The 25,279-nt window shown below is 57.4% G+C and carries 28 protein-coding genes and 1 tRNA gene; 22 read left to right on the top strand and 7 right to left on the bottom strand.

The window, feature by feature from the left end; translation table 11 throughout:
• The first annotated feature begins 44 nt into the window (after positions 1–44).
• The 13 genes from rpoD (at position 45) to RLO149_RS14155 (ending at position 9,946) form a co-directional block, all read left to right on the top strand.
• Positions 45–2,027, top strand: a complete 1,983-nt coding sequence (rpoD, locus tag RLO149_RS14215) for an RNA polymerase sigma factor RpoD (RefSeq protein WP_013962793.1) — start codon at positions 45–47, stop codon at positions 2,025–2,027.
• A gap of 62 nt (positions 2,028–2,089) precedes the next feature.
• Positions 2,090–2,674: a hypothetical protein gene (locus RLO149_RS14210; RefSeq protein ID WP_013962792.1), complete on the top strand. Its 585-nt coding sequence runs from the start codon at positions 2,090–2,092 to the stop codon at positions 2,672–2,674.
• A gap of 76 nt (positions 2,675–2,750) precedes the next feature.
• Positions 2,751–3,035: an HlyU family transcriptional regulator gene (locus tag RLO149_RS14205; RefSeq protein ID WP_013962791.1), complete on the top strand. Its 285-nt coding sequence runs from the start codon at positions 2,751–2,753 to the stop codon at positions 3,033–3,035.
• Between the two features lie 74 nt (positions 3,036–3,109).
• Positions 3,110–3,526 carry a hypothetical protein gene (locus RLO149_RS14200; protein WP_013962790.1) on the top strand — a complete coding sequence of 139 codons (417 nt, stop codon included), beginning with the start codon at positions 3,110–3,112 and terminating at the stop codon, positions 3,524–3,526.
• Between the two features lie 41 nt (positions 3,527–3,567).
• A complete protein-coding gene (locus RLO149_RS14195) occupies positions 3,568–3,987 on the top strand; it encodes a secondary thiamine-phosphate synthase enzyme YjbQ (protein ID WP_013962789.1) in 420 nt (139 codons plus the stop codon).
• A gap of 134 nt (positions 3,988–4,121) precedes the next feature.
• Entirely contained in the window at positions 4,122–4,589 is a 468-nt protein-coding gene (gene nrdR, locus RLO149_RS14190) for a transcriptional regulator NrdR (protein ID WP_011568035.1), read from the top strand.
• On the top strand, positions 4,586–5,686 hold the full coding sequence (gene ribD / locus RLO149_RS14185) for a bifunctional diaminohydroxyphosphoribosylaminopyrimidine deaminase/5-amino-6-(5-phosphoribosylamino)uracil reductase RibD (protein WP_013962788.1): 1,101 nt from the start codon (positions 4,586–4,588) through the stop codon (positions 5,684–5,686). Before nrdR ends, ribD begins: the two co-directional genes overlap by 4 nt.
• 139 nt (positions 5,687–5,825) lie before the next feature.
• Entirely contained in the window at positions 5,826–6,419 is a 594-nt protein-coding gene (locus RLO149_RS14180) for a riboflavin synthase (RefSeq protein WP_013962787.1), read from the top strand.
• A gap of 70 nt (positions 6,420–6,489) precedes the next feature.
• Positions 6,490–7,614: a 3,4-dihydroxy-2-butanone-4-phosphate synthase gene (gene ribB / locus RLO149_RS14175; protein ID WP_013962786.1), complete on the top strand. Its 1,125-nt coding sequence runs from the start codon at positions 6,490–6,492 to the stop codon at positions 7,612–7,614.
• A 3-nt stretch (positions 7,615–7,617) separates the two neighbouring features.
• Positions 7,618–8,169 (top strand): 6,7-dimethyl-8-ribityllumazine synthase, encoded by a 552-nt coding sequence (locus RLO149_RS14170; protein WP_013962785.1) that lies wholly within the window; start codon positions 7,618–7,620, stop codon positions 8,167–8,169.
• Positions 8,166–8,648, top strand: a complete 483-nt coding sequence (nusB, locus tag RLO149_RS14165; protein WP_013962784.1) for a transcription antitermination factor NusB — start codon at positions 8,166–8,168, stop codon at positions 8,646–8,648. Before RLO149_RS14170 ends, nusB begins: the two co-directional genes overlap by 4 nt.
• 54 nt (positions 8,649–8,702) lie before the next feature.
• The gene (locus RLO149_RS14160; RefSeq protein ID WP_013962783.1) at positions 8,703–8,957 is read left to right on the top strand and encodes a hypothetical protein; all 255 of its coding nucleotides are present in this window, start codon (positions 8,703–8,705) and stop codon (positions 8,955–8,957) included.
• A 530-nt stretch (positions 8,958–9,487) separates the two neighbouring features.
• A complete protein-coding gene (locus tag RLO149_RS14155; RefSeq protein ID WP_013962782.1) occupies positions 9,488–9,946 on the top strand; it encodes an MmcB family DNA repair protein in 459 nt (152 codons plus the stop codon).
• Between the two features lie 11 nt (positions 9,947–9,957).
• Here RLO149_RS14155 and RLO149_RS14150 read toward each other — a convergent pair whose 3' ends face one another.
• Entirely contained in the window at positions 9,958–10,143 is a 186-nt protein-coding gene (locus RLO149_RS14150) for a DUF6324 family protein (protein WP_013962781.1), read from the bottom strand.
• Positions 10,144–10,222: 79 nt separating this feature from the next.
• Between RLO149_RS14150 and RLO149_RS14145 the strand changes: the two genes are divergently transcribed.
• The 3 genes from RLO149_RS14145 (at position 10,223) to RLO149_RS14135 (ending at position 11,949) form a co-directional block, all read left to right on the top strand.
• The gene (locus tag RLO149_RS14145) at positions 10,223–10,705 is read left to right on the top strand and encodes a GNAT family N-acetyltransferase (RefSeq protein ID WP_013962780.1); all 483 of its coding nucleotides are present in this window, start codon (positions 10,223–10,225) and stop codon (positions 10,703–10,705) included.
• Between the two features lie 43 nt (positions 10,706–10,748).
• A tRNA-His gene (locus RLO149_RS14140) sits at positions 10,749–10,825 on the top strand.
• A 116-nt stretch (positions 10,826–10,941) separates the two neighbouring features.
• Complete coding sequence (locus tag RLO149_RS14135; protein ID WP_245538065.1) at positions 10,942–11,949, top strand: helix-turn-helix transcriptional regulator; 1,008 nt, start codon at positions 10,942–10,944, stop codon at positions 11,947–11,949.
• A gap of 10 nt (positions 11,950–11,959) precedes the next feature.
• On the opposite strand, the gene RLO149_RS14130 is transcribed toward RLO149_RS14135, so the two are convergent.
• Positions 11,960–12,268, bottom strand: a complete 309-nt coding sequence (locus tag RLO149_RS14130; RefSeq protein ID WP_013962778.1) for a DUF6476 family protein — start codon at positions 12,266–12,268, stop codon at positions 11,960–11,962.
• Between RLO149_RS14130 and RLO149_RS14125 the strand changes: the two genes are divergently transcribed.
• Together RLO149_RS14125 and rpoH are read left to right on the top strand one after the other, a co-directional pair.
• A complete protein-coding gene (locus RLO149_RS14125) occupies positions 12,267–13,295 on the top strand; it encodes an RluA family pseudouridine synthase (protein ID WP_013962777.1) in 1,029 nt (342 codons plus the stop codon). The two genes, RLO149_RS14130 and RLO149_RS14125, sit on opposite strands and share 2 nt — an antisense overlap.
• Before the next feature lie 175 nt (positions 13,296–13,470).
• A complete protein-coding gene (gene rpoH / locus RLO149_RS14120; RefSeq protein WP_013962776.1) occupies positions 13,471–14,367 on the top strand; it encodes an RNA polymerase sigma factor RpoH in 897 nt (298 codons plus the stop codon).
• Between the two features lie 160 nt (positions 14,368–14,527).
• On the opposite strand, the gene RLO149_RS14115 is transcribed toward rpoH, so the two are convergent.
• A complete protein-coding gene (locus RLO149_RS14115) occupies positions 14,528–16,348 on the bottom strand; it encodes a M3 family oligoendopeptidase (protein WP_013962775.1) in 1,821 nt (606 codons plus the stop codon).
• A 207-nt stretch (positions 16,349–16,555) separates the two neighbouring features.
• Between RLO149_RS14115 and RLO149_RS14110 the strand changes: the two genes are divergently transcribed.
• On the top strand, positions 16,556–17,449 hold the full coding sequence (locus RLO149_RS14110) for a hypothetical protein (RefSeq protein WP_013962774.1): 894 nt from the start codon (positions 16,556–16,558) through the stop codon (positions 17,447–17,449).
• Between the two features lie 105 nt (positions 17,450–17,554).
• Here the strand turns inward: RLO149_RS14110 and RLO149_RS14105 are convergent, their stop codons facing one another.
• From RLO149_RS14105 to RLO149_RS14090, 4 genes are read right to left on the bottom strand one after another with little or no spacing between them, the layout of a single operon-like run.
• Positions 17,555–19,153, bottom strand: coding sequence for an ATP-dependent DNA ligase (locus RLO149_RS14105; protein WP_013962773.1), 1,599 nt, complete (start codon positions 19,151–19,153; stop codon positions 17,555–17,557).
• A complete protein-coding gene (locus RLO149_RS14100; protein WP_013962772.1) occupies positions 19,150–20,163 on the bottom strand; it encodes a ligase-associated DNA damage response exonuclease in 1,014 nt (337 codons plus the stop codon). Before RLO149_RS14100 ends, RLO149_RS14105 begins: the two co-directional genes overlap by 4 nt.
• A 38-nt stretch (positions 20,164–20,201) precedes the next feature.
• The gene (locus RLO149_RS14095) at positions 20,202–21,149 is read right to left on the bottom strand and encodes an alpha/beta fold hydrolase (RefSeq protein WP_013962771.1); all 948 of its coding nucleotides are present in this window, start codon (positions 21,147–21,149) and stop codon (positions 20,202–20,204) included.
• Positions 21,149–21,439, bottom strand: coding sequence for an SCP2 sterol-binding domain-containing protein (locus RLO149_RS14090; protein ID WP_013962770.1), 291 nt, complete (start codon positions 21,437–21,439; stop codon positions 21,149–21,151). The genes RLO149_RS14095 and RLO149_RS14090 overlap by 1 nt, the downstream gene beginning before the upstream one ends.
• Before the next feature lie 50 nt (positions 21,440–21,489).
• Between RLO149_RS14090 and RLO149_RS14085 the strand changes: the two genes are divergently transcribed.
• From RLO149_RS14085 to RLO149_RS14075, 3 genes are read left to right on the top strand one after another with little or no spacing between them, the layout of a single operon-like run.
• Positions 21,490–22,071 carry a tetratricopeptide repeat protein gene (locus RLO149_RS14085; RefSeq protein WP_013962769.1) on the top strand — a complete coding sequence of 194 codons (582 nt, stop codon included), beginning with the start codon at positions 21,490–21,492 and terminating at the stop codon, positions 22,069–22,071.
• A gap of 24 nt (positions 22,072–22,095) precedes the next feature.
• A complete protein-coding gene (locus RLO149_RS14080; protein WP_013962768.1) occupies positions 22,096–24,897 on the top strand; it encodes a helicase-related protein in 2,802 nt (933 codons plus the stop codon).
• Positions 24,898–25,275, top strand: a complete 378-nt coding sequence (locus tag RLO149_RS14075; protein WP_013962767.1) for an RNA-binding S4 domain-containing protein — start codon at positions 24,898–24,900, stop codon at positions 25,273–25,275.
• Positions 25,276–25,279: the final 4 nt, after the last annotated feature.

The following is a 25,279-nucleotide window of genomic DNA, read 5'->3' as shown; positions in this document are numbered from 1 at the left end:
ATGATTCGGGCAAGCGAATCAACATATTCTGTGAGGAGCAGCGCATGGCCGCCAAAGATACCAACGACGACGCAAAGCCAGACGATCAGGATGCGGGACATTCGCTTGATATGAGCCAGACTGCGGTCAAGAAAATGATCGCTGAGGCGCGCGAGAAAGGCTACATCACCTACGACCAGCTCAACACTGTGCTGCCGCCCGATCAGGTGAACTCCGAACAGATCGAAGATGTGATGTCGATGCTGTCTGAAATGGGCATCAACATCATCGAAGACGAAGATGCCGAAGAAGAAGAAGCCAAAGGCTCGACCGAGCTGGCGACCACTGAAGGCACCCGCGAAGTCACGCTTGGGTCCGGCACGAGTGAGAAACTGGACCGCACGGACGATCCGGTGCGCATGTACCTGCGCGAAATGGGGTCGGTTGAACTGCTGAGTCGCGAAGGCGAAATCGCGATTGCCAAGCGGATCGAAGCCGGTCGCAACACAATGATTTCAGGGCTTTGTGAAAGCCCGCTGACCTTTCAGGCGATTACGATCTGGCGCGACGAACTCTTGTCTGAGGACATTCTGCTGCGCGATGTGATTGACCTCGAAGCGACATTTGGCAACCAGTTGGACGAAGACGTCAGTGTTGGCGAGCCGGTTGTCGCGACAGAAGGGGCGGCCCCTCAAAAAGAAGAGGCGAGCCCGGAGCTTGATGCCGATGGCAATCCGATTGCCAATGACGACGACGATGATGAAGACGAACAGGCCAACATGAGCCTCGCGGCAATGGAGGCGGCGTTGAAGCCGCAGGTGCTTGAGGCGCTTGATATCATTGCCGACGACTATACCAAGTTGAGCGAGATGCAGGATAGCCGGATTTCGGCGACACTGAATGAAGACGGCAGCTTTAACGCAGGCGATGAGGCTTTGTATCAAAAGCTGCGCTCAGAGATTGTTCTGTTGGTCAACGAATTGCACCTGCACAACAACCGTATCGAAGCGCTTATCGACCAGCTTTACGGCATTAACCGTCGGATCATGCAAATCGACTCCGCGATGGTGAAACTGGCGGATCAGGCCCGTATCAACCGGCGCGAGTTCGTCGACGAATACCGTGGGTATGAGCTTGATCCCAATTGGATGGAGCGGATGGCCGAAAAATCCGGTCGCGGCTGGCAGATGTTCATCGAACGCTCCAGCGACAAGGTCGAAGAGCTGCGCACGGATATGGCCCAGGTTGGTCAGTATGTGGGCCTTGATATCTCCGAATTCCGCCGGATCGTGCAGCAGGTGCAAAAGGGCGAGAAAGAAGCGCGTCAGGCCAAGAAAGAAATGGTCGAAGCCAACCTGCGGCTCGTCATTTCCATTGCCAAAAAATACACGAACCGCGGCTTGCAATTCCTTGATCTTATTCAGGAAGGCAACATCGGCCTGATGAAGGCCGTTGATAAATTTGAATACCGCCGGGGGTATAAATTCTCGACCTATGCCACGTGGTGGATCCGACAGGCGATCACGCGATCTATTGCGGATCAGGCGCGGACAATCCGTATTCCTGTGCATATGATCGAGACGATCAACAAACTGGTGCGCACGGGCCGCCAGATGCTGCACGAGATCGGGCGTGAACCGACGCCTGAGGAACTGGCTGAAAAGTTGCAGATGCCGCTTGAGAAAGTGCGCAAGGTGATGAAGATCGCCAAGGAGCCGATTTCTCTTGAGACGCCGATTGGCGACGAGGAAGACAGCCAGCTTGGTGACTTCATTGAGGACAAGAATGCCGTTCTGCCTTTGGACAGCGCCATTCAGGAAAACCTCAAGGAAACCACGACCCGCGTTTTGGCATCACTCACCCCGCGTGAAGAGCGCGTATTGCGCATGCGTTTCGGCATCGGGATGAACACGGACCATACGCTCGAAGAGGTAGGACAGCAGTTCTCGGTCACCCGCGAACGCATCCGCCAGATTGAGGCGAAAGCACTGCGCAAACTCAAGCATCCGAGCCGATCACGCAAGCTGCGGAGTTTCCTCGATCAGTGAGCTACGACTTACTGTATTTTTGGCGGACCATTAGATCAAAGTTACCGGATGCGTACGCTGTTATGCACGTCGTGCTTGCAGCAAGTGGTATTGCCTATGTCGTATTGTTTATGTGGCTGGGGGCAATACGCTTTGTTCCAGCTGCAGATGCTGGCGACTTTGTGCGACACTTCACAGGTCTTGCATCTCTTGCTTTCTTTGCCCTTTTATGTTGGCCGCTAGTAATCCCGGGTTGGCTTGATGCATTTGGAGACCGGGTTCTTGGCGTTCTCCGGAAGCCTCCGGCGACCTACAAACGAGATGTGCCAGTTGGGCGTTCGGGATGGGTGCCGGTCATTGTGTTCATTTCTCCTCTCGTACCATGGTTCGGATTCACGGCGCTCGTAGTGCTGTGGTTTCCAATGGCGACGGTCTTGATGGATTCGCGGACGACCAATCAAGATTTTACAATTGGAAGGCTGAATCAAGAATACAGGATGGCCGACTATATATCACTGCCCGATCGTCTTCCGTTGGGTGGTTCTGTCTACAGGGTTCCTCATAATATCTGGCAACATGCAAAACCCGGTGACACAATCCGCCTGAATGGCACCGGCAACCGCTGGGGCGTTTTCTACGACGAGATCGAGTTGATCAAACAGCAATGACACAGTTCGCCGTTATCAGTCTTTTCCCTGCACCGCCGCCACGTTAAGCTTGGGCAAAGCCAAAAGGGGAGCGCGCATGTCATTTCTCAAAAAACTATTCGGCGGTAGCGGTGGCGGTGGGTCTGAGGCCAAAGCCCCGACTGAAACCCATGAGGGCTTTCTGATCACGGCCACACCAATGGCCGAAGGTCCGTCCTATCGCGTCTGCGCAACCATAGAAAAAGAAATCGACGGTGAAACGTGCAGCCACAAGCTGATCCGTTCAGATATGATTCAGGGGCTGGAAGACGCACAGGCGGCCAGTTTTCGCAAAGCGAAACAAGTCATCGACGAGCAGGGCGAGCGAATTTTTAGGTCTTAGAAACGCTCTGACGATTGGCCTTTCTGTGACAGATGTGTAGCGTCAGCACAGAAATTGGAATGGGTTAAATCTTGATGCTTCGCGCTATTCTGACAGGGCTATGCTGTGTATGTTTTTCCGTGCCCGCTGGGGCACAGCCCTACCGTGCGATAAACTGGCTGTATGTCGTCCCGGTGAGCCAGAACAGCTTTGAGGTCATCGATGACGGCAGGTCAAGCGCCAAGGACTTTTGGTGCGCGGGTTCGGATTATGCCCGCGCGTTTGGCTTGGATGGCGTGCGCAAGCGGCTTTATATCCTTGATCCCCTTGGAGATTCTAAAACAACGGCCGGTGCCAAGGGCGTGGTGTTTACGGTCAGCCCGGATGACGCGATGAAGAACACGCCATCCTCCTATTCCGTTTCCGTAAAACGCCGCAACGAAAACCTTGCGATCAGCCATGCGTATAACTTCTGCGACACTTTGTTGGACGGTGTCTTCGGTCGCTTCTGAGAAACCTATTCTTTCCAACCGAACAGGACATGAAAAGCGCGATGAAAACACAGTTTGAATTTCAAACAGACGGGCCCGGGCTTTACGAATTTACCGATCAGGTCGCTGCATGGCTCCGGCCCCGAGGCGACGGTCTGTTAACGTTGCTCGTGCAGCACACATCGGCCTCGCTGTTGATACAGGAGAACGCAGATCCGGACGTGCAAACTGATTTGCAGGCCTTTTTCAACCGATTGGTGCCACCTGCGGATGACGCAAAGATGTCCTACCTGATCCATACGGTCGAGGGCCCGGATGATATGCCTGCCCACATCAAGGCTGCGATCATGCCGGTGAGCCTGTCCATTCCGGTCGCGGCGGGGCAGCTTCAACTTGGCACTTGGCAGGGGATTTATCTGGTGGAACACCGCTGCCGCCCGCATCGCAGACGGGTGGTCGTGCACTTTAATGCTGACCGATAAGACACGGTTTTTGCCACAACATGTGGGATGATAATTCGCCTCTACCCAAAACTTAGGCGTTCGCCTATACTTGTGGATAAGTGGGGCGGTGATCCCACAACAAGAGGCAGAGACTGGAATAAGGGGGACGGCCGATGCGCTGCCCGTTTTGCGGAAATATTGATACTCAGGTAAAAGACAGCCGTCCTGCGGAGGACCATGTCTCCATAAGGCGACGCCGGTTTTGCCCGGCCTGTGGCGGGCGGTTTACCACCTATGAACGCGTGCAACTGCGCGATCTGGTGGTAATCAAATCTACCGGCAAACGCGAAGATTTTGACCGTGATAAACTTGAGCGGTCCATCCGGATTTCGATGCAGAAACGGCCCATTGATCCTGAGCGTATCGACCAGATGATCTCGGGTATTGTGCGCCGGTTGGAAAGCATGGGCGAGACCGACATCGGCTCAAAACAAATCGGTGAGATCGTGATGGAAGCGCTCGCGCGGATCGATACCGTTGCCTATGTGCGCTTTGCCAGTGTGTACAAGAACTTTCAGGCGGCAGATGATTTTGACAAATTTGTCAGCGAATTGCGCCCGGACGTTCCCGGCGACGAGTGACCGAGGCGTCCCGCTACATGGCGCTGGCCCTGTCGTTGGGGCGGCGGGGGTTGGGCCGTGTTTGGCCGAACCCGGCTGTGGGCTGTGTGATTGTCAAAGAGGACCGGGTTGTCGGGCGCGGCTGGACCCAACCGGGGGGCCGCCCGCATGCCGAGACGCAGGCCCTGGCGCAAGCCGGTGCGCAGGCGCGCGGTGCCGATGTCTATGTGACGCTGGAGCCTTGCGCACATCACGGCAAGACCCCACCCTGCGCAGCGGCGTTGGTCAAGGCGGGCGTTGCGCGTGTTTTCGCGGCCACCGGGGACCCTGACCCAAGGGTGCACGGTGCTGGTTTTCGCGCCTTGGAACAGGCGGGCATCCATGTTCAGTCAGGCATTTTGGAAGCGCAGGCGCGCCGGGACAACGCGGGCTTTTTTGCGCGCGTGGAACTGGATCGCCCCTTCATGACGCTCAAGCTTGCAGGCAGCTTTGACGGGCGCATTGCAACCGGCACAGGCGAGAGCAAGTGGATCACAGGCCGGCAGGCGCGCCGCGTGGTGCATGCATTGCGCGCGCGACACGATGCGGTGATGGTGGGCGCAGGTACGGCGCGCAAGGATGACCCGGCGCTGACCGTCCGGGACCTCGGCACCGCGTGGCAACCCGCGCGTGTTGTGATCAGCCGCAGGCTCGATGTGCCGCTGATGGGGGTCTTGGCCCGCACGGCGACTGAAGTGCCGGTGATCTTATGTCATGGCAAGGACGCCGACCCGCAGCTCATCCGAACCTGGCAGGATTTGGGGGCAGTTCTGTTGCCCTGCGCGGCGAAGGGTGGGCAATTGGACCCTGCGGATGTGATGCGCCAACTGGCGGGGCATGGTCTGACGCGGATCTTTTGCGAAGGGGGCAGCGCCTTGGCGGCGTCCCTGTTCGAGGCTGACCTCGTGGATGAGTTGATCGGCTTCACCGCAGGTCTGGCGATCGGGGCAGAGGGGTTGCCGTCGATTGGCGCCTTGGGGCTGAGCAACTTGTCGCGCGCGCCGCGATATGGCCTGCGCAGCACGCAGCGCATCGGTTCGGACATCATGCATATCTGGGAGCGCGCGCAGCCTGATTGACACGCGTCGCGATGAGCGGTTCTGCCACGCTTTGCGCGGTGCATCAACGGCAGCCATAAGGCCATGACGCGCTGCAGGGGCTTGTCAGCTTTGGGTCTCCCCGCTACGTCATCACAAACACCAGCACGGCGGAGCTTTCATGTTTACGGGAATCATTACCGACATCGGCACAATCATCGACCTCAAACAGGAGGGCGATCTGCGGGCGCGCATTCGCACGGGTTATGATACGTCCGGCATTGATATGGGGGCCTCCATCGCGTCGGATGGTGTCTGCCTGACCGTGGTTGATCTCGGGCCGGATTGGTATGATGTGCAGATCAGCGCCGAGACCGTGAGCAAGACGAACCTCACCCATTGGGCGGTCGGCGGTCACGTCAATCTCGAACGTGCCTTGCGTGTGGGGGATGAGTTGGGCGGTCATATCGTGTCGGGGCATGTGGACGGTGTTGCCGAAGTCGTCGCGGTGATGGATGAGGGCGATAGCACGCGGGTGACATTGCGCGCACCTGAGGCACTGGCACGGTTCATCGCACCGAAAGGGTCGGTGGCCCTCAACGGGACCTCTTTAACGGTGAACGAGGTCGACGGCAGGGACTTCGGAATCAACTTCATCCCCCATACGAAAGAAGTTACGACATGGGGTGGGGTCAGCGTTGGGGACGCCGTGAACCTCGAAATCGACACGCTGGCCCGTTACGTCGCGCGCCTTGCGGAAATGCCTGCGCATTGAACCGGGGGCGGCTGGTCAAGCCTTCTGGCTTGGTCTATGAGCCTGTCCCAGACAAAGAGGCGTGCTTGCTATGACATTTGAAACATCCGGCCCAATTGAGCGTGAGTTGCGCGACAGCATCTCACCCATCGAAGCGATCATTGAGGATGCGCGTCACGGTCGGATGTTCATTCTGGTCGATCATGAAGACCGTGAGAATGAAGGCGATCTGGTGATCCCTGCGCAATTTGCGGATGCACAGGTGATCAACTTCATGGCCACCCATGGCCGTGGGCTGATTTGTCTGCCGATGACGTCCGAGCGTATCGATACCTTGGGTCTGCCGATGATGGCGGTCAACAATTCGTCGCGCCATGAGACGGCTTTTACCGTATCGATCGAGGCGCGCGAAGGTGTCAGCACCGGCATTTCGGCCCCAGACCGGGCGCTGACGGTCGCCATCGCCATTGATGAGGACAAGGGTCAGGCAGATATTGCAACGCCGGGTCATATCTTTCCGTTGCGTGCACGTGCGGGCGGGGTGCTGGCGCGGGCCGGGCATACCGAAGCCGCGGTTGATATCAGCCGCTTGGCCGGGCTGCATCCCTCTGGCGTGATCTGCGAGATCATGAAGCCGGATGGCGAAATGGCGCGTTTGCCCGATCTTGTGAGCTTTGCGCAGGAACACGACCTGAAGATCGGCACGATCAGCGATCTGATCGCCTATCGCCACAAACACGACAACTTGCTGCGCCTGCGGGATGAGCGGATGGTCAGTTCCGTCTTTGGCGGTGAGTGGTGTATGCGGATTTTCTCGGATGAGATGACCGGCACCGATCATGTCATGCTGTCCAAGGGTGATATTTCGACACCGGAACCGGTGCTGGTGCGCACCCATGCTCTGAACGCGCTGGAAGACGTTCTGGGCCTTGGTCCCAGCCCGGCGGATGAGCTGCCGCGCGCCATGCAGATCATCGCCGAGGAAGGGCGTGGTGCGGTCTTGCTGTTTCGCGAACCGCACCCGAAACTGCGTCTGGACGACGATGACGAGGATGGGCCCCGCACGATCAAACGCACAGGGGTCGGCGCGCAGATCATGTCGACCATGGGGCTGCACGAACTTATCCTGCTGACCGACAGCCCGCAGACGAAATACCTCGGGCTTGAAGCGTATAACCTTTCCATCATCGGCACCCGCCCGATTACAAAGGACTGAACCATGGCTGCTCAAGAACAGCATTACGTCTTGCCGCGTCCGACATTCGAAAAGCCGGTGAAGATTCTGATCGTGGTCGCACCCTATTACAAGGACATCGCGGATAGCCTGGTGGCAGGGGCCAAAGCCGAGATTGAAGCGGCTGGCGGGTCTTGGGAAGTGGCGGAAATGCCCGGCGCGCTTGAGGTGCCGACGGCAATTGGCATGGCGGACCGGCGCAGTAATTTTGATGGCTATGTGGCTTTGGGTTGTGTGATCCGTGGCGAGACAACCCATTATGAGACGGTGTGCAACGACAGCAGCCGTGCATTGCAGCTTTTGGGGCTGCAGGGGCTGTGCATTGGCAATGGCATCCTGACAGTTGAAACGCGCGCGCAGGCCGAAGCACGCGCAGATGTCTCCGGTCAGAACAAAGGTGGCGGGGCGGCTGCTGCGGCGTTGCATCTGATCGCACTGGCGCGTAAGTGGTCCTCCGAGAGCAAGGGCATTGGCTTCAAGCCGCTGGGGCAAACGATCCAAATGGCCGGCGATATAGACGGAACTGACACGGTATGAGCGCGTTTCACGGGAACCTGTCGGGCAATCAGCGCCGCAAGATGAAATCCGCCGCGCGCCTTTATGCGGTGCAGGCGCTGTTTCAGATGGAGCATTCAGGCCAGACCATTGAAATCGTGCGGCGGGAATTTCTCGAGCACCGCTTCGGTGAGACATACGACGGGCAAGAGATGTTGGATGGTGATGTTGACCTGTTTGATACGGTCATCGAGGGGGCAGTGAACTTTCAGGCCCCGATAGATCAGATGACTGACCGTGCATTGGTGGCCAAATGGCCTTTGGGGCGCATTGATCCGACCTTGCGCGCCCTGTTTCGCGCGGCTGGCGCCGAATTGAATGGTAAAGACACGCCGCCAAAGGTTGTGATTTCCGAGTATGTCGATGTTGCGCGCGCATTTTTTGAGGACGGAAAAGAGCCGAAACTGGTCAACGGTGTGCTGGATCACATGGCACGCGAGGCCCGACCCGACGCCTTTTGAGGCTTGCCGGGGCCGTCTAGGGGGCTACGTTTCTGCTCTGAAGGAGCGACAGTCATGCCACGTGTTTTCAAACTCTACCTGATGAGTGCCCTGAACGGCTTTGGCATTTCGCTGGCCTTTGTGGCGTTGATCCTTGCCTTCAATGTTGCAAACCTGCGCCATCTGGTTGGCACATCAGATATCGGCGTTTTGGCCACCGTTGCGTTCTGGATCCTGAATGGAATCGTCTTTTCCGGCGTTCAATTTGCCTGGGCATTGTCGCAGATGGTGCGCGTTGATCCATCCGAACTGGATGAAAGCAGCCGCTAGATCACTCTTTTGTGGCGAAATATTAAGAAATACTGCCTAAGATCGCTTTAATCGCCATATCCTGTGGCCTAGGCACTGGACATTTTTTTTCCAAATGCCATCTTATGATCAAAGGAGAGCAGTAATGTTTGACGCCATCATATCGTTCTTTCGGTCTTTGTTTGCACAACCTCAACAACAGGAACTTCTTATTCCTGTGCGCGTGGAGCGTAAAAAGGACCAACTGCGCCGCCGTTGATTTCTGTTTGTCGGTTGATTGATGCGGGTGTGACGGGCCCGCAGTAACCGTTTTGGTTTTATATTCCCGAGGACCTGTATGTACAGGTGGGCGCCAGGTAACCAGGCCAGGGCCAGGACAGAGCCAGCTCCCTCGGATTTGCTTAAGGCCACTGGAACGTAACCAGTCACGAGAGAAGCAGCACCCGTCACACCTTACCATTTAGGCCGGGCTTGCTCCGAGAACAAGGGCAAGCGGCGCATTACGCGATATTACTGTTGCGCGGTGTTCTTATTTTGTTCATATTTCCGGTATGGATGTCGAAAACACATGTGTTTTATCGCGTGGACAGCTGCTGGCGCGCGGCGTGTCGCGTTTGCTGGCAAGCCACGGACTGGTCACGATTGAAGAACTCGTACCGTCGCGCGGCCTGCGCGTCGACGTCATGGCGCTTGGCGGAAAAAGCGAGATCTGGATTGTGGAGTGTAAATCCAGCCGCGCCGATTTCCTTTCGGATCACAAATGGCAAGGATACCTCGCGTGGTGTGATCGTTTTTTCTGGGCGGTAGACACAGATTTTCCGACCGAGCTTCTGCCAGATACATCCGGTCTGATCATCGCGGACCCTTATGGCGGAGAAATCATGCGCATGGGTCCTGAACACAAACTGGTACCGGCACGACGTAAACAGCTTGTTCAGAAATTTGCGACAACTGCAGCGCGTCGGCTGCATAATTTACGCGATCCGGACATGCAATTGGCGGGGCCCTGATCGCTGCGGGCTTACTTCACCGCCCGCGCCCGGTTGGCGGCAGCCACGATTTCCTCAGCAATTTCTTCGGCGTCATCTGGCGTAAAATCCATTGGAATCTCAGCGCCATCAGCTTCCACGAAGATGCGCACCATGCCTTGATTTGTCGGGCCGATTTGCAGGTTTGCCTCAATGTCCCGTTCGGTATCAATGCCCATCGCGGCCTCCTTTACATATTGCGGCATGGCTAGCGCGTACAGCCTTGCAACGCAAGTATAGGGGGTATCATCTGGGGATATGAAAAACCTGATTCTCAGAAAAGTCAGGCCGGAAGACCGGGAATGGCTGGTGGCTGAACACCGTACGATCTACGCGCAGACGGACGGATTTGACGACAGCTTTGGTGATTTGGTCCAGCAGGTGCTGGACGATTTTCTGGCAAGCCATGACCCGCGATATGAGCGGGGGTGGATTGCAGAGGAGAACGGATTGCGGCTGGGCTCGATTTTTTGCGTGCGTTTGGATGAGGAGACGGCGCAACTGCGCCTGTTCCTGCTGGTTCCGGGGGCACGCGGCAAGGGGCTGGGCCTGCGCATGTTGCTTCATTGCATGCAATTCGCACAAGAGCATGGCTATTCAGGTATGCGACTTTGGACCCACCAAAGCCATAAAGCCGCCTGCGCTTTGTACAAAGCACAGGGATGGCAGTGCATTGAGACCAAACCAGTGCGATCGTTCGGGCAGGAATTGATCGTTGAGACTTACACCTACCCCTTTTAACCCTCTTGCAATTCGCAGGCGCGGCAGCTAAATCCAGCGCAGTGCCGCCTTAGCTCAGTTGGTTAGAGCGCCTGATTGTGGATCAGGAGGTCCCCCGTTCAAGCCGGGGAGGTGGTACCACCTTAAACCGCTTCATGTGACCGAACGATTATTATCGTTTTCGTGTGCGGAATACCCGACCGTACCGCCCGATCTTGCGCAACGCCGGGCAAAGTGTATTCCTTCGGCATATGAAGATGATCGGTCCTAACCTCGCGCTGGCCAGCCATGCGGCACTGCGATTGCGCCATCAGGTATCTGCAGATGCGGTCCGCCAAATTGCGGATGATCTTGGTATGCCGGATCCCTTGACGGCAAAACGCACCGAAGTGATCACCACACATCAGGAAGCTGCATTCGTCGAGGAGGCAAGCCGTGTTGTGCGTGATATCGATTTCGGATTTTCTTGTGGCCTGACCTATGGCTCCGCCGGAACCTTACCGGCATATCTTGCCGAACACTCAAGCACGCTCCGGCAAGGGCTGAACCTCGCAATAGATCATTTGCACACAGTCAGACCCGGGATGGATTTCGTGCTGGATGAAAGTGGAAACTCAGCAAACCTCAGGCTTGTGCTCTCCGATGCCAAGCTTTTGGAGTTCCCGCGTCACACGGAAATGATCTACGCAGGTGTCACGGCGCAAATCCGCGCTTTCACTAAGCGCGCATTCTATCCGGATACGATCAGCTTTTCTTATCACAGGCCGCCCATCGGGTCGGAGGTGCGATCTCGCATGGGGTGTGTGGTGGAGTTTGGTGCCGATCATATCGAGATGTCGATGTCGCCTGCGATTCTGGACGCGTGTATGGTGTCCAACGATGAAGTGCTGCTTGCCTTGCTGCTGGATCAGGCGAAAGCGATCGAGGCGCAGGTTTCGCACCCTGAAGCAAGCACCGCAGAGAAAGTCGAAGTGTTGATTGAGGCGGGGCTGGCAAAGGAAGTGCCCAAGATCAGCGATATCGCAAATGCTCTTGGTCTGTCCGAGCGTACGCTGGCGCGCCGGTTGAACGAGGCCGAAACAAGTTATTCGGGCATATTGAACCACGTTCGTTTGCGGGTCGCCGCGCGTGAATTGCGCGAGAGTACGTCGCAGATCGGTGAGATCAGCTGGCGGCTCGGATATGGTTCTTCCGCGTCTTTCTCGACAGCCTTCAAGCGCGAAACGGGATTGTCACCCAGAGAGTACCGTCAAACAAGCAGCTGAGCGGCAGGCCTCAGTCGATTGTAACGGTTTGCTTAAGCGCACCGGTGATCCGATCATAAATCAAGATGCGATTGTCATCCGTCACAATTGCGTACCAGTCGGGACCTTGTGTGAAAGACACGGCCTGTGCCCCGTCCGGCAAAGACACGCTCTGAGGTAAAACCGGCGGTACATCATAGAAGCGGATGACAATCAGCCCAACGATCAGTAGAACGCCTGCAATCATCGTGGCGGTCAATACCGTCACCAAACGCCGCAAAAACTTGAGGTTTGCGGGTTCTTCAGGCTCCCTGTCGGGGGTGAGTTCAGGGGTCATCATGTCCGTGCGTCAAATCCAATTCGTGATCGACGAAGCGCCGCCACTGCGTCTTGATAAAGCGCTGGCGCGCGATGTGCCAGTGGAGGCGGCACTTTCGCGCACAAGACTTGCACGTTTGATTGATGAGGGCGGCGTCTGGGTCGATGGTGTTGTCCAGCACAACCCCAAGGCGCGTATTGAGGCGGGTGCTCAGGTTACCATCCATGTGCAGGAAGCGCAGGACAGTCATATTTTGCCCGAAGACATACCGCTCGACATTATCCACGAGGATGCCGATCTGATTGTCGTCAACAAGCCCGCTGGGATGGTCGTCCACCCCGCACCGGGCACTCCGTCTGGCACGTTGGTAAATGCACTGCTGGCCCATTGTGGGGACGACCTATCCGGTGTCGGCGGTCTCAAGCGCCCCGGTATCGTGCACCGGATCGACAAAGATACCAGCGGTCTCTTGGTAGTTGCGAAATCCGATGCCGCGCATCACGGGCTGGCGGCGCAGTTCCAAGCCCATACGGTCGAGCGGTATTACAACTGTCTCGTCTACGGGGCACCCGACGCAAATGATCCACGCCTGCGTGGGGTCAAAGGGGCACGGTTCGAGGCCGGGAACATCCTGAAAATGACAACACAACTGGCGCGCCATAAAACCGACCGGCAACGACAGGCGGTTTTGTTTCAGGGCGGACGGCATGCGGTAACACGCGCGCGCAGCGTTGAGAGATATGGCACGCCGCCCGTGCTCACGTTGATGGAGTGTTGGCTGGAGACAGGGCGTACGCATCAGATCAGAGTTCATATGGCGCATGCGGGCCATGCATTGGTGGGCGATCCGACCTACGGCGGTAAACGCAAACTGCCAGCCAAATCGCTCCCCGATGCGACGCTGGAGGCGGTGAAGTGTTTCAAAAGGCAGGCCCTGCATGCAGCGGTTCTTGGCTTTGAGCACCCTGTTTCGGGGGAACACCTTCGGTTTGAGGCGGCTTTGCCCGATGATATGGCCCAATTGCTGGGTATCTTGCGCGCTCACTGACATGAAAAGCAAACCCGCGTGAACGCCGCTTTTGCCAAGTTTTAACTGTCGCGATTTATGCGTAGACTGACGTAACGAAGTTGTTTTTCGTTAAGGTTTTCTGCCGATCGAGACTTGAACCGATCAGTTTAGATACCATATTTATGTTAAGACAATAAACATCGGGGGGCTTTAAATGGCCAACTACGCAAATCTGCCGGCGCCAACGCCGGAAGGCGGCTTGAACCGCTACATGCAGGAAATTCGCAAGTTCCCGCTGCTTGAGCCGCAAGAAGAATACATGCTGGCAAAGCGATGGGTCGAAGAACAGGATACGGAGGCGGCCCATAAAATGGTCACGTCCCACCTGCGTCTGGCCGCGAAAATCGCCATGGGCTACCGTGGCTATGGGTTGCCGCAGGCTGAAGTGATTTCCGAGGCGAATGTCGGCTTGATGCAGGCGGTGAAACGGTTTGACCCCGAAAAAGGGTTCCGGCTGGCCACATATGCGATGTGGTGGATCCGCGCGTCCATTCAGGAATACATCTTGCGGTCCTGGTCGCTGGTGAAACTGGGCACGACCTCAGGTCAGAAGAAGCTATTTTTCAATCTGCGCAAAGCCAAAAACAAGATCGGCGCGTTGGAAGAAGGCGACTTGCACCCGGATAACGTTGCGCGCATCGCAAAGGACCTTGGTGTAACCGAGACCGAAGTGATTTCGATGAACCGGCGCATGTCGGGGGGCGATGCCTCACTCAATGCGACTGTCGGGTCCGAGGGCGAGGGGACGATGCAGTGGCAGGATTGGCTCGAAGACGAGGGTGCCGATCAGGCCGGTGATTATGAGGCGCGTGATGAGCTGGAAGCACGGCGCGAGCTGTTGGCGGACGCGATGAGTGTTCTGAATGACCGTGAAAAAGACATTCTGCAACAGCGCAGGCTGTCAGAGAAAACGGTGACGCTCGAAGACCTCAGTGCCGAATACAACGTCAGCCGCGAACGTATCCGTCAGATTGAAGTGCGCGCGTTTGAAAAGCTGCAAAAGAAGATGCGTGATCTGGCCAAGGAAAAGGGCATGCCGGTTTCGGCCTGATCATATGAAAACGTCAGGGAACCGGCGCATCTGATGCCGGTTTCCGCATGAACCCTGTGGTGCCCGGGTCACCACGCCGAAAGATCAGCCGGGAAAATCAATCACCTGCCATGCGCGCCCGGTTCCTGATTGCAGGAACCGGGCGTGAAGCATTGGGTCGTTACTCTTCCATCGCTTCCAGTTCGTCGATGAATCCTGAAATCATGCTCAACCCCTTGTCCCAGAACGCAGGGTCCGAGGCATCGAGGCCGAAAGGCGCCAGCAATTCCTTGTGGTGTTTTGAGCCGCCAGCCTTCAGCATGTCGAAGTATTTTTCCTCAAACCCTTCGGTGCCTTCCGCATAAACGGAATAGAGCGCATTCACGAGCCCGTCGCCAAAGGCGTAGGCATAGACGTAGAACGGCGAATGCACGAAATGCGGGATATAGGCCCAAAAGGTTTCGTACCCATCCATAAACTCAAACGCCGGTCCAAGGCTTTCGCCCTGCACGGACATCCACAACGCGTTGATGTCATCGGGGGTCAACTCGCCGCCGCGCCGCGCATCATGCAGTTTGCATTCGAAATCGTAAAACGCGATCTGGCGCACGACCGTGTTGATCATATCCTCGACTTTGCCCGCCAGCAGGACTTTGCGTTCTGCGTCGTCCTTGGCTCCGTCCAGCATTTTGCGGAAGGTGAGCATTTCGCCAAACACGCTGGCCGTTTCCGCCAGTGTGAGCGGCGTGGAAGACAGCATCTCCCCTTGTCCGGCGGCCAGAACCTGATGGACACCGTGCCCTAGCTCATGCGCGAGGGTCATCACATCGCGCGGTTTGCCGAGGTAGTTCAGCATGACATAAGGGTGCACATCGGTGACGGTCGGATGCGCAAAAGCACCCGGTGCCTTGCCGGGTTTGACACCCGCGTCGATCCAGCCCTTGCTGAAAAACGGTGCCGCGATCTCGCCCATGCGCGGATCAAACGCGGTATAGGCATCCATCACCATGCTTTGTGCCTGATCCCAGCCAACAATGCGGTTGTCCTCAAGCGGCAGCGGCGCGTTGCGATCCCAGACCTGCATCTTGTCGAGGCCCAGCCATTTGCGCTTGAGCTCGTAATAGCGGTGGCTGAGTTTGGGATAGGATTTCACCACTGCGTTGCGCAACGCTTCGACCACTTCGGGTTCAACCTGATTGCTCAGATGGCGGCCTTGCTGTGGGCTTTCCATGCCGCGCCAGCGGTCCACGATCTCTTTTTCCTTGGCCTGCGTGTTGTGTACGCGGGCAAAGGTTTTGACGTTCGAGCCGAAGACATCCGCCAGCTCGCGCGCGGCGGCTTCGCGTTTGGGCCGCTCAGGGTCGGTCAGCAGATTCAGTGCGCCCTCAATGTTCAGCGCCTCGCCGTCGACTTCGAATTCCAGCCCGGCAATTGTTTCATCAAACAGCCGCTCCCAGGCATCGCCCACCACGCCCAGATCATGCAGGAACTTTTCCAACTCATCGCTGAGTTGATAGGGCTTCATCGCGCGGATGCGGTCAAAGATGGGTTTATAGCGCGCAAGATCGCCGTTTTGCGCATAAAGACGGTCAAGGTGATCATCCGCAAGCCGGTTGATTTCCAGCGTGAAGAACACCAGCGGCGTGGTGAAATTGGTGATCTTTTCCTGCAGGTCGGACATGAATTTGGCCCGTCCGGCATCCGTGGTCAGCTGGTAATACCGCAGCCCGGCGTAGGACATGATACGCCCGGCGATCTGGCTGATTTTTTCGTTGCGCAACACGCACTCCAGAAAGCCAGCAGCGTCGAGGCTTTCCAGATTGCCTTCGTAATCGGCGGCAAAGCTGGCACAGGCCTGTTCCAGCCAGTCGAGATCGCGTTTCAGCTCGGGAGCATCCTCGCCGGTATAGAGATCGTCGAGATTCCACTCGGGCAGATCGCCCAGCGGATCAGCCGCGCCTGAAGCATTTGCATCGCGCACCGGAAAGGGAAGTTGAAACATGAGAGACCTCGTTTTGAATTCCTGTAATACCTAGGCTGCAGCAGGGCAGGGTACAAGCAAACAGATGCGATTATCTGCGGGTACACACAGCCACGCAACCTCACGAAAAATATAGAAACGTGGCGCGAATTCGGTAAACTGTGGTCGGGAAAAACAAAAGGCAGGACCGTTCCGGTACCTGTTTTATAACAGAAGGGAGAAACACTCATGAGTAATCAACCGATTGCGATCGCCGCCGGGGGTATGGTCATTGGCGTATTGCTTGCCGTGGCGATCAGTGGCTCGCGCGTGGATACGAAAATATCCGGCGCGCTGGAGCGTGCTGAAGGAACCACCAGCAGCGCCGTGACGGATGCAACAGAGGCCATGTCCGCCCAGCTCGCTGAGCTTGAGGCGCGCCTGAGCGATGGCGCAGCGGCAGCCTCTGAGGAAGCAGAGGCCCGGCTTGCCGCGCTCGAAGAAAGCTTTGGGGCGCAATTGGCTGCCCTATCCGAAACGGCGGCAGCACAGGCCGGTGCGTTCGAAGCAGCGCTGGCCGATTTGGCAGCGGCGGCTGTGGCCCCAGTCGCTGCACCCGAGGCCGAAACGCAGATGCCAAGCCTGAACGCCATAGGCGTGGGGCAGACGGCAGTCTTTGCCGAAGGCGCGGTCAGGGCCTTTGTGTCTTCCTTTGACGCTGAGGCGAATTCCGCCAAGCTGAGCGTTAACGGAGAGATGGTAACGCTGGATGCCGGGGCATCGACTTCCGTATCCCTCGAAAGTGGCGACTGCGTTGTGTCGGTGGTTGGGGTAAGTGACGCGGGCGTTGAGGTCGGCTCGGATTGTGGCATGTCCGAGATGGCAGCCGCTGACGTGCCGCCAGCCCCCGAAGAGGGCTATACACCCGGTTCCGTTGCGCTTTTGTCTGATGGCGCTTTGCGGGTCTTCGTGTCCAGCCTTTCACAGGATGGCAAGTCGGCGCGGATCGCGGTCAATGGGATCGACACGCAAGTGGTTAATTCCGGCGCCTCGATTGAAGTCGCTGCAGGCGATCAGACCTGCAATGTGACCGTCACCGGCGTCGGCAACGGCATGGTCGGGCTGGAGGGTGCCTGCAACTAAAGCGTCATGCGAAAAAATGTATCACGTAACGCTGCCTGAAATCAAAGATTTCAACGCGTTACGTGATACTTGATGTTTCAGGTATTTCGTCAGACGCTCTAGGCCTCAGCCATATAGTTCAAGCATCTGCTTGAGGTCATCCAGCGTGTTGGCCTCTTGCAGGGGTTTGTCCTGTCGCCACCGCGCCATGCGCGGGAAGCGCAGCGCCACGCCGGATTTATGGCGCGGGCTGGCCTGAATACCTTCAAAGGCGATTTCAAAGACATGGTGCGGCGTCACTTGTCGCACCGGGCCAAAACGCTGGAGCGTGTTCTTACGCACCCATGCGGTAATGGCGCGGAATTCGGCATCCGTCAGACCGGAATAGGCTTTGGTGAACGGCACGAGGTCATTGCCATGGCGCACGGCAAAGGTGAAATCGGTAAAGAGGTTCGCGCGTCGCCCATGTCCGGCCTGCGCATAGATCATCACGGCATCAATGGTCAGCGGATCAAGTTTCCATTTCCACCAGTCCCCCTTTTTGCGTCCCACGAGATAGGGGCTGTCGGCGCGTTTCAGCATCACCCCTTCGGCCTGTGCATCGCGCGCAGCACCGCGATGTTGCGCGAGACTGTCCCAGTCTTGAAATGAGAGCTGGGGGGATAGTTTTATCGGCGCTGTTGCGGGCAGGGCCGTGCAGGCGGCTTGCAGGATCGCGCGCCGTTCTGCGAAGGGACGTTGGCGAATATCCACGCCCTGCCATTCCAGCACATCATAGGCGTGGAGCACGACGGGCGCTTCTGCGAGCAGCTTTTTCGGCACCGTTTTGCGCCCGATCCGTTTTTGCAGCGCATTGAAACTGGAGGGCGCGTCGGCACCCGCCTCCCAGACCAGCAATTCGCCGTCCAGCACGGTGCCTGCCGGAAAAAAGTCGACCGCCTGCGCCAGTTCGGGAAAGCGGTCCGTCATCAACTCCTCGCCGCGCGACCATACGAAGTACTGCCCGTCACGCAGGATCAACTGGCCACGAATGCCGTCCCATTTCCATTCCGCGACCCATTCCGACGGTGCGCCGAGGTCTTCAACCGCCCCTTCCAGCCCATAGGATAGATAAAAAGGGTAGGGGCGCGAGGCATCCGCCATCGGGTCGTCTGCCTCGATCAGGACGTCCCATGTGGTGTCATCCGGGTGCCAGTTGCCCATCAGGCGATGCGCCAGCTCGGTTTCAGGCTTGCCCGTCGCCTTTGACAGCGCGCGCGTCATCAGCTTTTGACTGATCCCAAGGCGAAAACCGCCGGTGATCAGCTTGTTGAACACAAAACGCTCTGTGCCGCCAAGCTCTGCCCATGCATCGCGCACGAAGGCTTTGCGCTGTGCGTCGTCTGCCTCTGACAGAGCGCGTAATGCGGCGATCCAATCAGATAGGGATGTGTCGTTCGTGCTGGTCGTGTCGGGTAAAACCAGGGCGATCGTTTCGGCAAGATCGCCGACGATCGGATAATTTTCCTCGAAAAGCCATAAGGGGATATCGGCCATTTCAGCCGCCCATTCGCGCAGCTTGGTGGTGGTCACTGCCCGTTTCGGTCTGCGACCTGAAAAGATGGCGATTGTCCACAACCGGTCCTCTTTCGGGGCCTTGGCAAAATATGCCGCCAGTGCCGCCGTTTTGACGGTGGTCTTGGTGCTTTGGTCAATCGCATTGAAAAGCGCTGCAAACTCTTTCACGATTCTGCCTCGCTTTCGTCGCTCTCACCGCCAAAATCGGTTGGAACCACCTGCGCGTGCCACCCGTTTTCGCTGAGATAGCGCGCGAAAATATCCGTATAGCCGTGCGTGACGTAGATGTTTTCAGCCCCTGTGGACTTGATCGCACTCAACAGCCCGTCCCAATCGGCATGATCCGAGATGACAAAACCACGATCCCCGGACCGGCGGCGGCGCACGCCGCGCAACTGCATCCACCCGCTCGCAAAGGCGCTTTCGCTGGGGCCAAACCGCTTGGCCCATGTGCTGCCCAAAGCCGAGGGGGGCGCCACGACCAGCGCGCCACGGTTCGACTTGGGGTCCGTGTCTTTCGTCAGTTGCGTTGTGTGCGGCAAATCAATGCCCTGCGCGCGCAGAATATCGTTTGTGGCCTCAACCGCGCCATGGGTCAGGATCGGGCCGATGGAAGGGTCCAGCATGCGCAACAGCCGCTGCGCCTTGCCAAGCGCATAGGCCCCCAGAAAAGCGGTCTTGCCCGCGGCGGCGCATCCTTGCCACCATGCATTGATGTCCTGCGCGATATCGGGCTGGGGCCGCCAGCGAAAAACCGGCAGGCCAAAGGTCGATTCCGTGATAAAATGGTGACAGCGCTGCGGCTCGAACGGTTCGGACAAACCGTCGTCTTCAATCTTGTAATCTCCGGATGCGACCCAGATTTCGCCCGCGACGCTGACTTTGATCTGCGCGGAACCGGGAACATGGCCTGCGGGATGAAAGGATACCTCGGCCGCGCCGATTTGCTGCACCTCACCGTAGCGGATACTCTGACAGGTGATGTCGCCCAGCCGGTGTTTCATGACCGGAAGCGCCTGCTCGGTCGCCAGATAGTGGCGATGACCACTGCGCGCGTGATCTGCATGGCCATGCGTGATGAGCGCACGCTCAACCGGGCGCCATGGATCGATATAGAAATCCCCTGCTGCGCAGTAGATACCCCTGTCGGTAAATGAAAGAACCGGTGTGTTGGACATGGGCTTAACCTAGCGACAGATTGCCCAATGCCCAGCGATTAAACACCGCCCTCTTCCAGAAACAGGTCAACCATCTGGTCAAACAATCCGGTGGTCACCTGCGGGCCTTCCATGAGAACTTCATGCTCGGCATCCGGTACGATCTCAAGATGTCCGCGCTTCCAACTTTGCATCCGGGTGTGAATGGCAGAAATGTCGACGATGCGTTCGTTGCTGCCCATCAAGGTAAGGCAGGGCACGTTCGGCGCAGCCCGGCTCGACAAATGGCGCGTTTCCAGCAGTGCCTCACGCAGCCAGACGTAACTTGGGCCACCCAGTGTCAGTTCGGGGTGGGTTAAAAGCTGCTGTCGCATGATTTCAAATTGCGCCGGATCGCGGGTCAGCACGTTGTCTTCGAACCCGTCGGTCAGCACGTGGTGTTCCATCTTTGTCCCCGGTGGCAGCCTGTGGCCCTGACCGATGCGTGGCATGGTATGGCTGAGAACCCACGCGGCAGGCTTGAGGTGGGGCGCGATCTTGATGCCCCACATCGGGCCGCTGAAAACGACAGCACGCACGGCCAGCCCTTCCATCGCGGCGCGCAACCCAATCGCTCCGCCCATAGAATGCGCAAGCAGGAAAAATGGACGCGGCAATTCCAGTTCGCGTGCCGCCCGCATCATGGCGGCGACATCCTTCTGGTAATCGGAAAAATGATCCACGTGACCAATTACCGGATCATCGAGCAGCCGGTCCGCGAGGCCCTGTCCACGCCAGTCTACCGAAATGCTCGCCAGACCGCGTTCGCCAAGCGCCTTGGCAATCTGTCCGTATTTTTCGATGTATTCAGTCCGCCCCGGAAAAATCAGCACAGTGCCCTTGGCCGCGTGTATGGGCCAATGACCCACACGGATGCGGACATCATCAGATGTCGTCACCCAATACGCCGCAGCGTCTTCGGGGCCATGCGCTATGTCGCCATAATACGGGGCGGGATGAAGTGTCATCAGCCCAAAGCAGCCGCGAGTTGCATCGCCATTGCCATATCACCGTCGACGGTCAGCTTGCCGGTCATGAAAGCCCCGGTCGGGTCTGTTTCACCGGCGAGGATTGACTGAAACGTGTCTGCATCGGCGGTGAGCGTCACATCCGTGTCCTCATCGCCCGCGCGTGCGCCCGATCCATCGACAATGATGGCACCTTCACCGGTGATGTCGAACTTTGCGGTGCCGGTAAACTCGGAACCTGCCAGTTTTTCATTCAGCCGCTCAACGGCACCGTTCACAATATCGCTCATTTTCAAGACCCTTTTGCCTTATCTGCCCACAAGCTCTGGAATTGGCCTGCATGGCTGTTACATTGTCCCACGTTATGGCTATGCACGCACAGATTCTCAAATTGATCGTTACGGCACTTTTTGTCGTCCCTTTGTTTTTAGCACCAGCTAAGGCACAGACCAGCGAAACCGAACTTTTGCAGCAATTACAGACCGCGCCGGAATCGGATGCGAACCGTTTGGAACGTGAACTTGCGTTGATATGGGATCAATCCGGGTCGGCTGCGATGGACTTATTGCTTAAACGGGGTCGCGAGGCTTTGGAAGCCGAAGATAACGCCCGCGCGGTGGAGCATTTGTCGGCACTGACCGATCATGCACCTGAATTTGCCGAAGGTTGGCACGCCCGCGCAACAGCCCTTTATCGCGCTGGACTATATGGCCCGGCCCTTGATGCACTGCATAAGGCGCTTTTGCTAAACCCAAACAACTTCAACGCAATATTTGGCCTTGGGGTCATGTTGCGTGAATTCGGCGATCTTGAGCGGTCGGCAACCGCTTTTGATCGCGTGCTCGAATTGAACCCGCATCACGAACGCGCGAAAGCAGCGAAAGAACAATTGGCCGTGCAGGGACTGGGGCAGACACTCTAGTCAAGTTTGAGCAAGGGAAACGCCGTGACAGGTGACAAAAGGGTCGTGGCCGTTTTAGGCCCGACCAATACAGGCAAAACGACATATGCGATCGAGCGTATGTTGGGCCACAGAACTGGTGTCATCGGATTGCCGCTCAGACTGCTGGCCCGCGAGGTCTATGATCGCTGCGTCGCTGCGCGCGGGCCATCAGTCGTCGCATTGGTCACCGGAGAAGAGCGCATCGTGCCCCCGCGGGCGCAATATTGGGTTTGCACCGTCGAAGCCATGCCCGACGGCATGGGGTGCGATTTTCTGGCCGTTGATGAAATCCAACTATGCGCCGACCCGGAGCGGGGGCATGTTTTTACCGACCGGTTGCTGCGCGCGCGGGGTCTGCATGAAACGCTGTTTTTGGGTGCTGATACGATGCGCGGGCCGATCCGCGCACTCGTGCCCAACGCGGACTTTATCCAGCGCGAACGCATGTCGACGTTAACATATATCGGTCCGAAAAAGATAAGCAGGATGAAACCCCGCAGTGCAATCGTCGGGTTTTCGGTTGAGAGTGTATATGCCATCGCGGAACTGATCCGCCGCCAGAAAGGTGGGGCAGCCGTGGTCATGGGCGCGCTGAGCCCGCGCACGCGCAATGCGCAGGTGGACATGTACCAAAATGGTGAGGTCGATTATCTGGTGGCCACAGATGCCATCGGGATGGGTCTGAACCTCGACGTGGATCACGTTGCGTTTTCCTCATTGGCGAAATTCGATGGTCGCAGGATGCGGCCACTTGCGCCGAATGAATTGGCGCAGATTGCCGGACGGGCCGGGCGTGGCATGAAAAACGGCACCTTCGGTGTGACGGGTGATGCCTCGCCACTCGATGATGGGGTGGCGCAGGCGATTACCGATCACCGATTTACCCCGCTGAAAAAGCTGAACTGGCGCAATCATGCTTTGCAATTCGGCTCAATCGACAGGTTGATCCAGACGCTCGAAGCATCGCCTGACGACGAAATCCTTGTCAAAGCGCGCGAGGCGGACGATCTGAGCGCGCTCAAAAGCCTTGGGCAGAGTGCCGAGATCATGGCGCGTTGTACGGACGGACCGTCAGTTAGGTTGCTTTGGGATGTGTGCCGAATCCCAGACTTTCGCGGCATCAGCAGCGCCGAACATGCCTCCCTTCTGGAGCAGATTTTTGGCTATCTGCACCAATTGGGTAAGATTCCGGACGATTGGATGGCGCGCCAGATCGAACGGATCGACCGAACGGACGGTGATATCGATGCTTTATCCAAAAGATTGGCGTATATTCGCACATGGACCTATGTCGCACAGCGCAAAGGCTGGACAGATGACGAAAGCCATTGGCGCGACGCGGCGCGTTCTGTAGAAGACAGGTTGTCGGATGCGCTGCACGAGCGTCTGACCCAAAGATTTGTAGACCGGCGCACATCCGTGCTCTTGCGCCGGCTCGGCCAGAAGGAAGCCATGGTGGCAGAAGTATCGAATACCGGCGAAGTAACTGTTGAAGGCGAATACGTAGGGAAACTGGAAGGTTTCCGGTTCAGCCAGGACAAAGGCACAACCGGTGCTGAAGCAAAGACAATTAAAACAGCCGCCTTGCAGGCCTTGGCCCCGCAGTTCCATCTGCGCGCGGATCGGTTCTACAACGCGCCCGACACGGAAATAGACTTCACCGAACAGGGTGGTCTGATGTGGGGCAAGGATGCGGTCGGCAAGCTGGTCGCCGGGTCTGATGCGCTGAAACCGCAAGTCGATGTGTTCGTGGATGATGTCGCGGGACCGGAGGTGGCGCAAAAGGTACAACGACGCCTGCAGCATTTTGTGGACCGTAAGATTGCCGCCTTGTTTGAGCCGCTGATGAACCTCAGCCGGGATGAGACCCTTTCGGGTTTGGCACGTGGTTTTGCGTTTCAGATGGTCGAAGCCCTTGGTGTTTTGCCCCGCGGTCAGGTCGCGGACGACGTCAAGGCCTTGGATCAGGATGCCCGCGGCGCGCTGCGCAAACACGGTATTCGGTTTGGTCAGTTCACGATTTTTCTGCCTTTGCTGTTGAAGCCTGCGCCAACGCGCTTGCGCCTGGTGTTGTGGTCTTTGTCCAAAGGCATTGATGCGTTTCCTGAAGCACCACCGCCGGGGCTTGTTACAATTCCCGTCGACAAAGACGCACCAGAGGGTGCTGACACGATGTCTGGCTACAGAAACGCAGGTGAGCGGGCGATTCGCATCGATATGCTTGAGCGGCTTGCAGATATGCTGCGCGCGGAAAACACCCGGTCGGGTTTTGAAGCCAAGGCAGATATGCTGTCGATCACCGGTATGACGCTTGAACAGTTTGCCGATCTGATGCAGGGCCTTGGATACAAGGCTGAAAAAGGCGAGCGACCCAAAGTAAAAGCAGCGACCGAGGTCGTGGCATCGCAAGCTGATGGGACGTCTGAGCCGGATGAAGCAGGTGTGCCAGAAGCGCCGGCCGAAGATAGCCCGGTCACCAAGGCAGAGGGTGAAGAGGCCGTCGCACCGGCGACTGAACCTGCCGAGACGAAAGAGCCGGAAGCCGTCGCGGAAGTTGAGACAGAGGTATTTTACACCTTTACATGGGGTCGTGCGCCGCGGGCACAGGTTCCCCAAAACAAGCGCGCTGGTGCGGGTGCACAAAACAAAGGCAAGCCGGGGCGCAAAGGCAAACGGGGCGCGCCGCAGGGTGACAAGCCAAAAGCAGGTCAAAACTTCTCTGCGCGTCCGCCAAAACCTGAGAAAAAGATCGACCCAGACAACCCGTTTGCAGCCGCACTTATGGGGCTTAAGGACAACAAATAGTTGGCTGACAAGCTGCGGATAGATAAATGGTTGTGGCACGGGCGGTTTTTCAAAACCCGCTCGCTTGCCGCAGCGATGGTTGCTTCCGGTGTGGTGCGGGTGAACGGCACGCGCACGCAAAAACGCAGCCATATGGTCGTTCCGGGCGACGTTCTGACCTTTCCGCAGGGCGACGATATCCGCGTGATCCGGATTGAAGCATTGGGCTCACGTCGCGGTCCTGCGCCTGAGGCACAGGCGCTTTACACTGACCTGTCACCGCCAGAGCTCAGAGTGCGGGACGTTACACCGAAAAACCCAGCTTTTGAGGGAAAAGGTCGTCCCACAAAGAAGGATCGTCGCACCCTTGATCTTTCTCGTGTTCGGTCTCTTGAATGATTCT

It is taken from the genome of Roseobacter litoralis Och 149 (genome assembly GCF_000154785.2).
GTDB classification, from domain to species: domain Bacteria; phylum Pseudomonadota; class Alphaproteobacteria; order Rhodobacterales; family Rhodobacteraceae; genus Roseobacter; species Roseobacter litoralis.
This window is presented reverse-complemented; position numbering and strand designations above follow the sequence as displayed.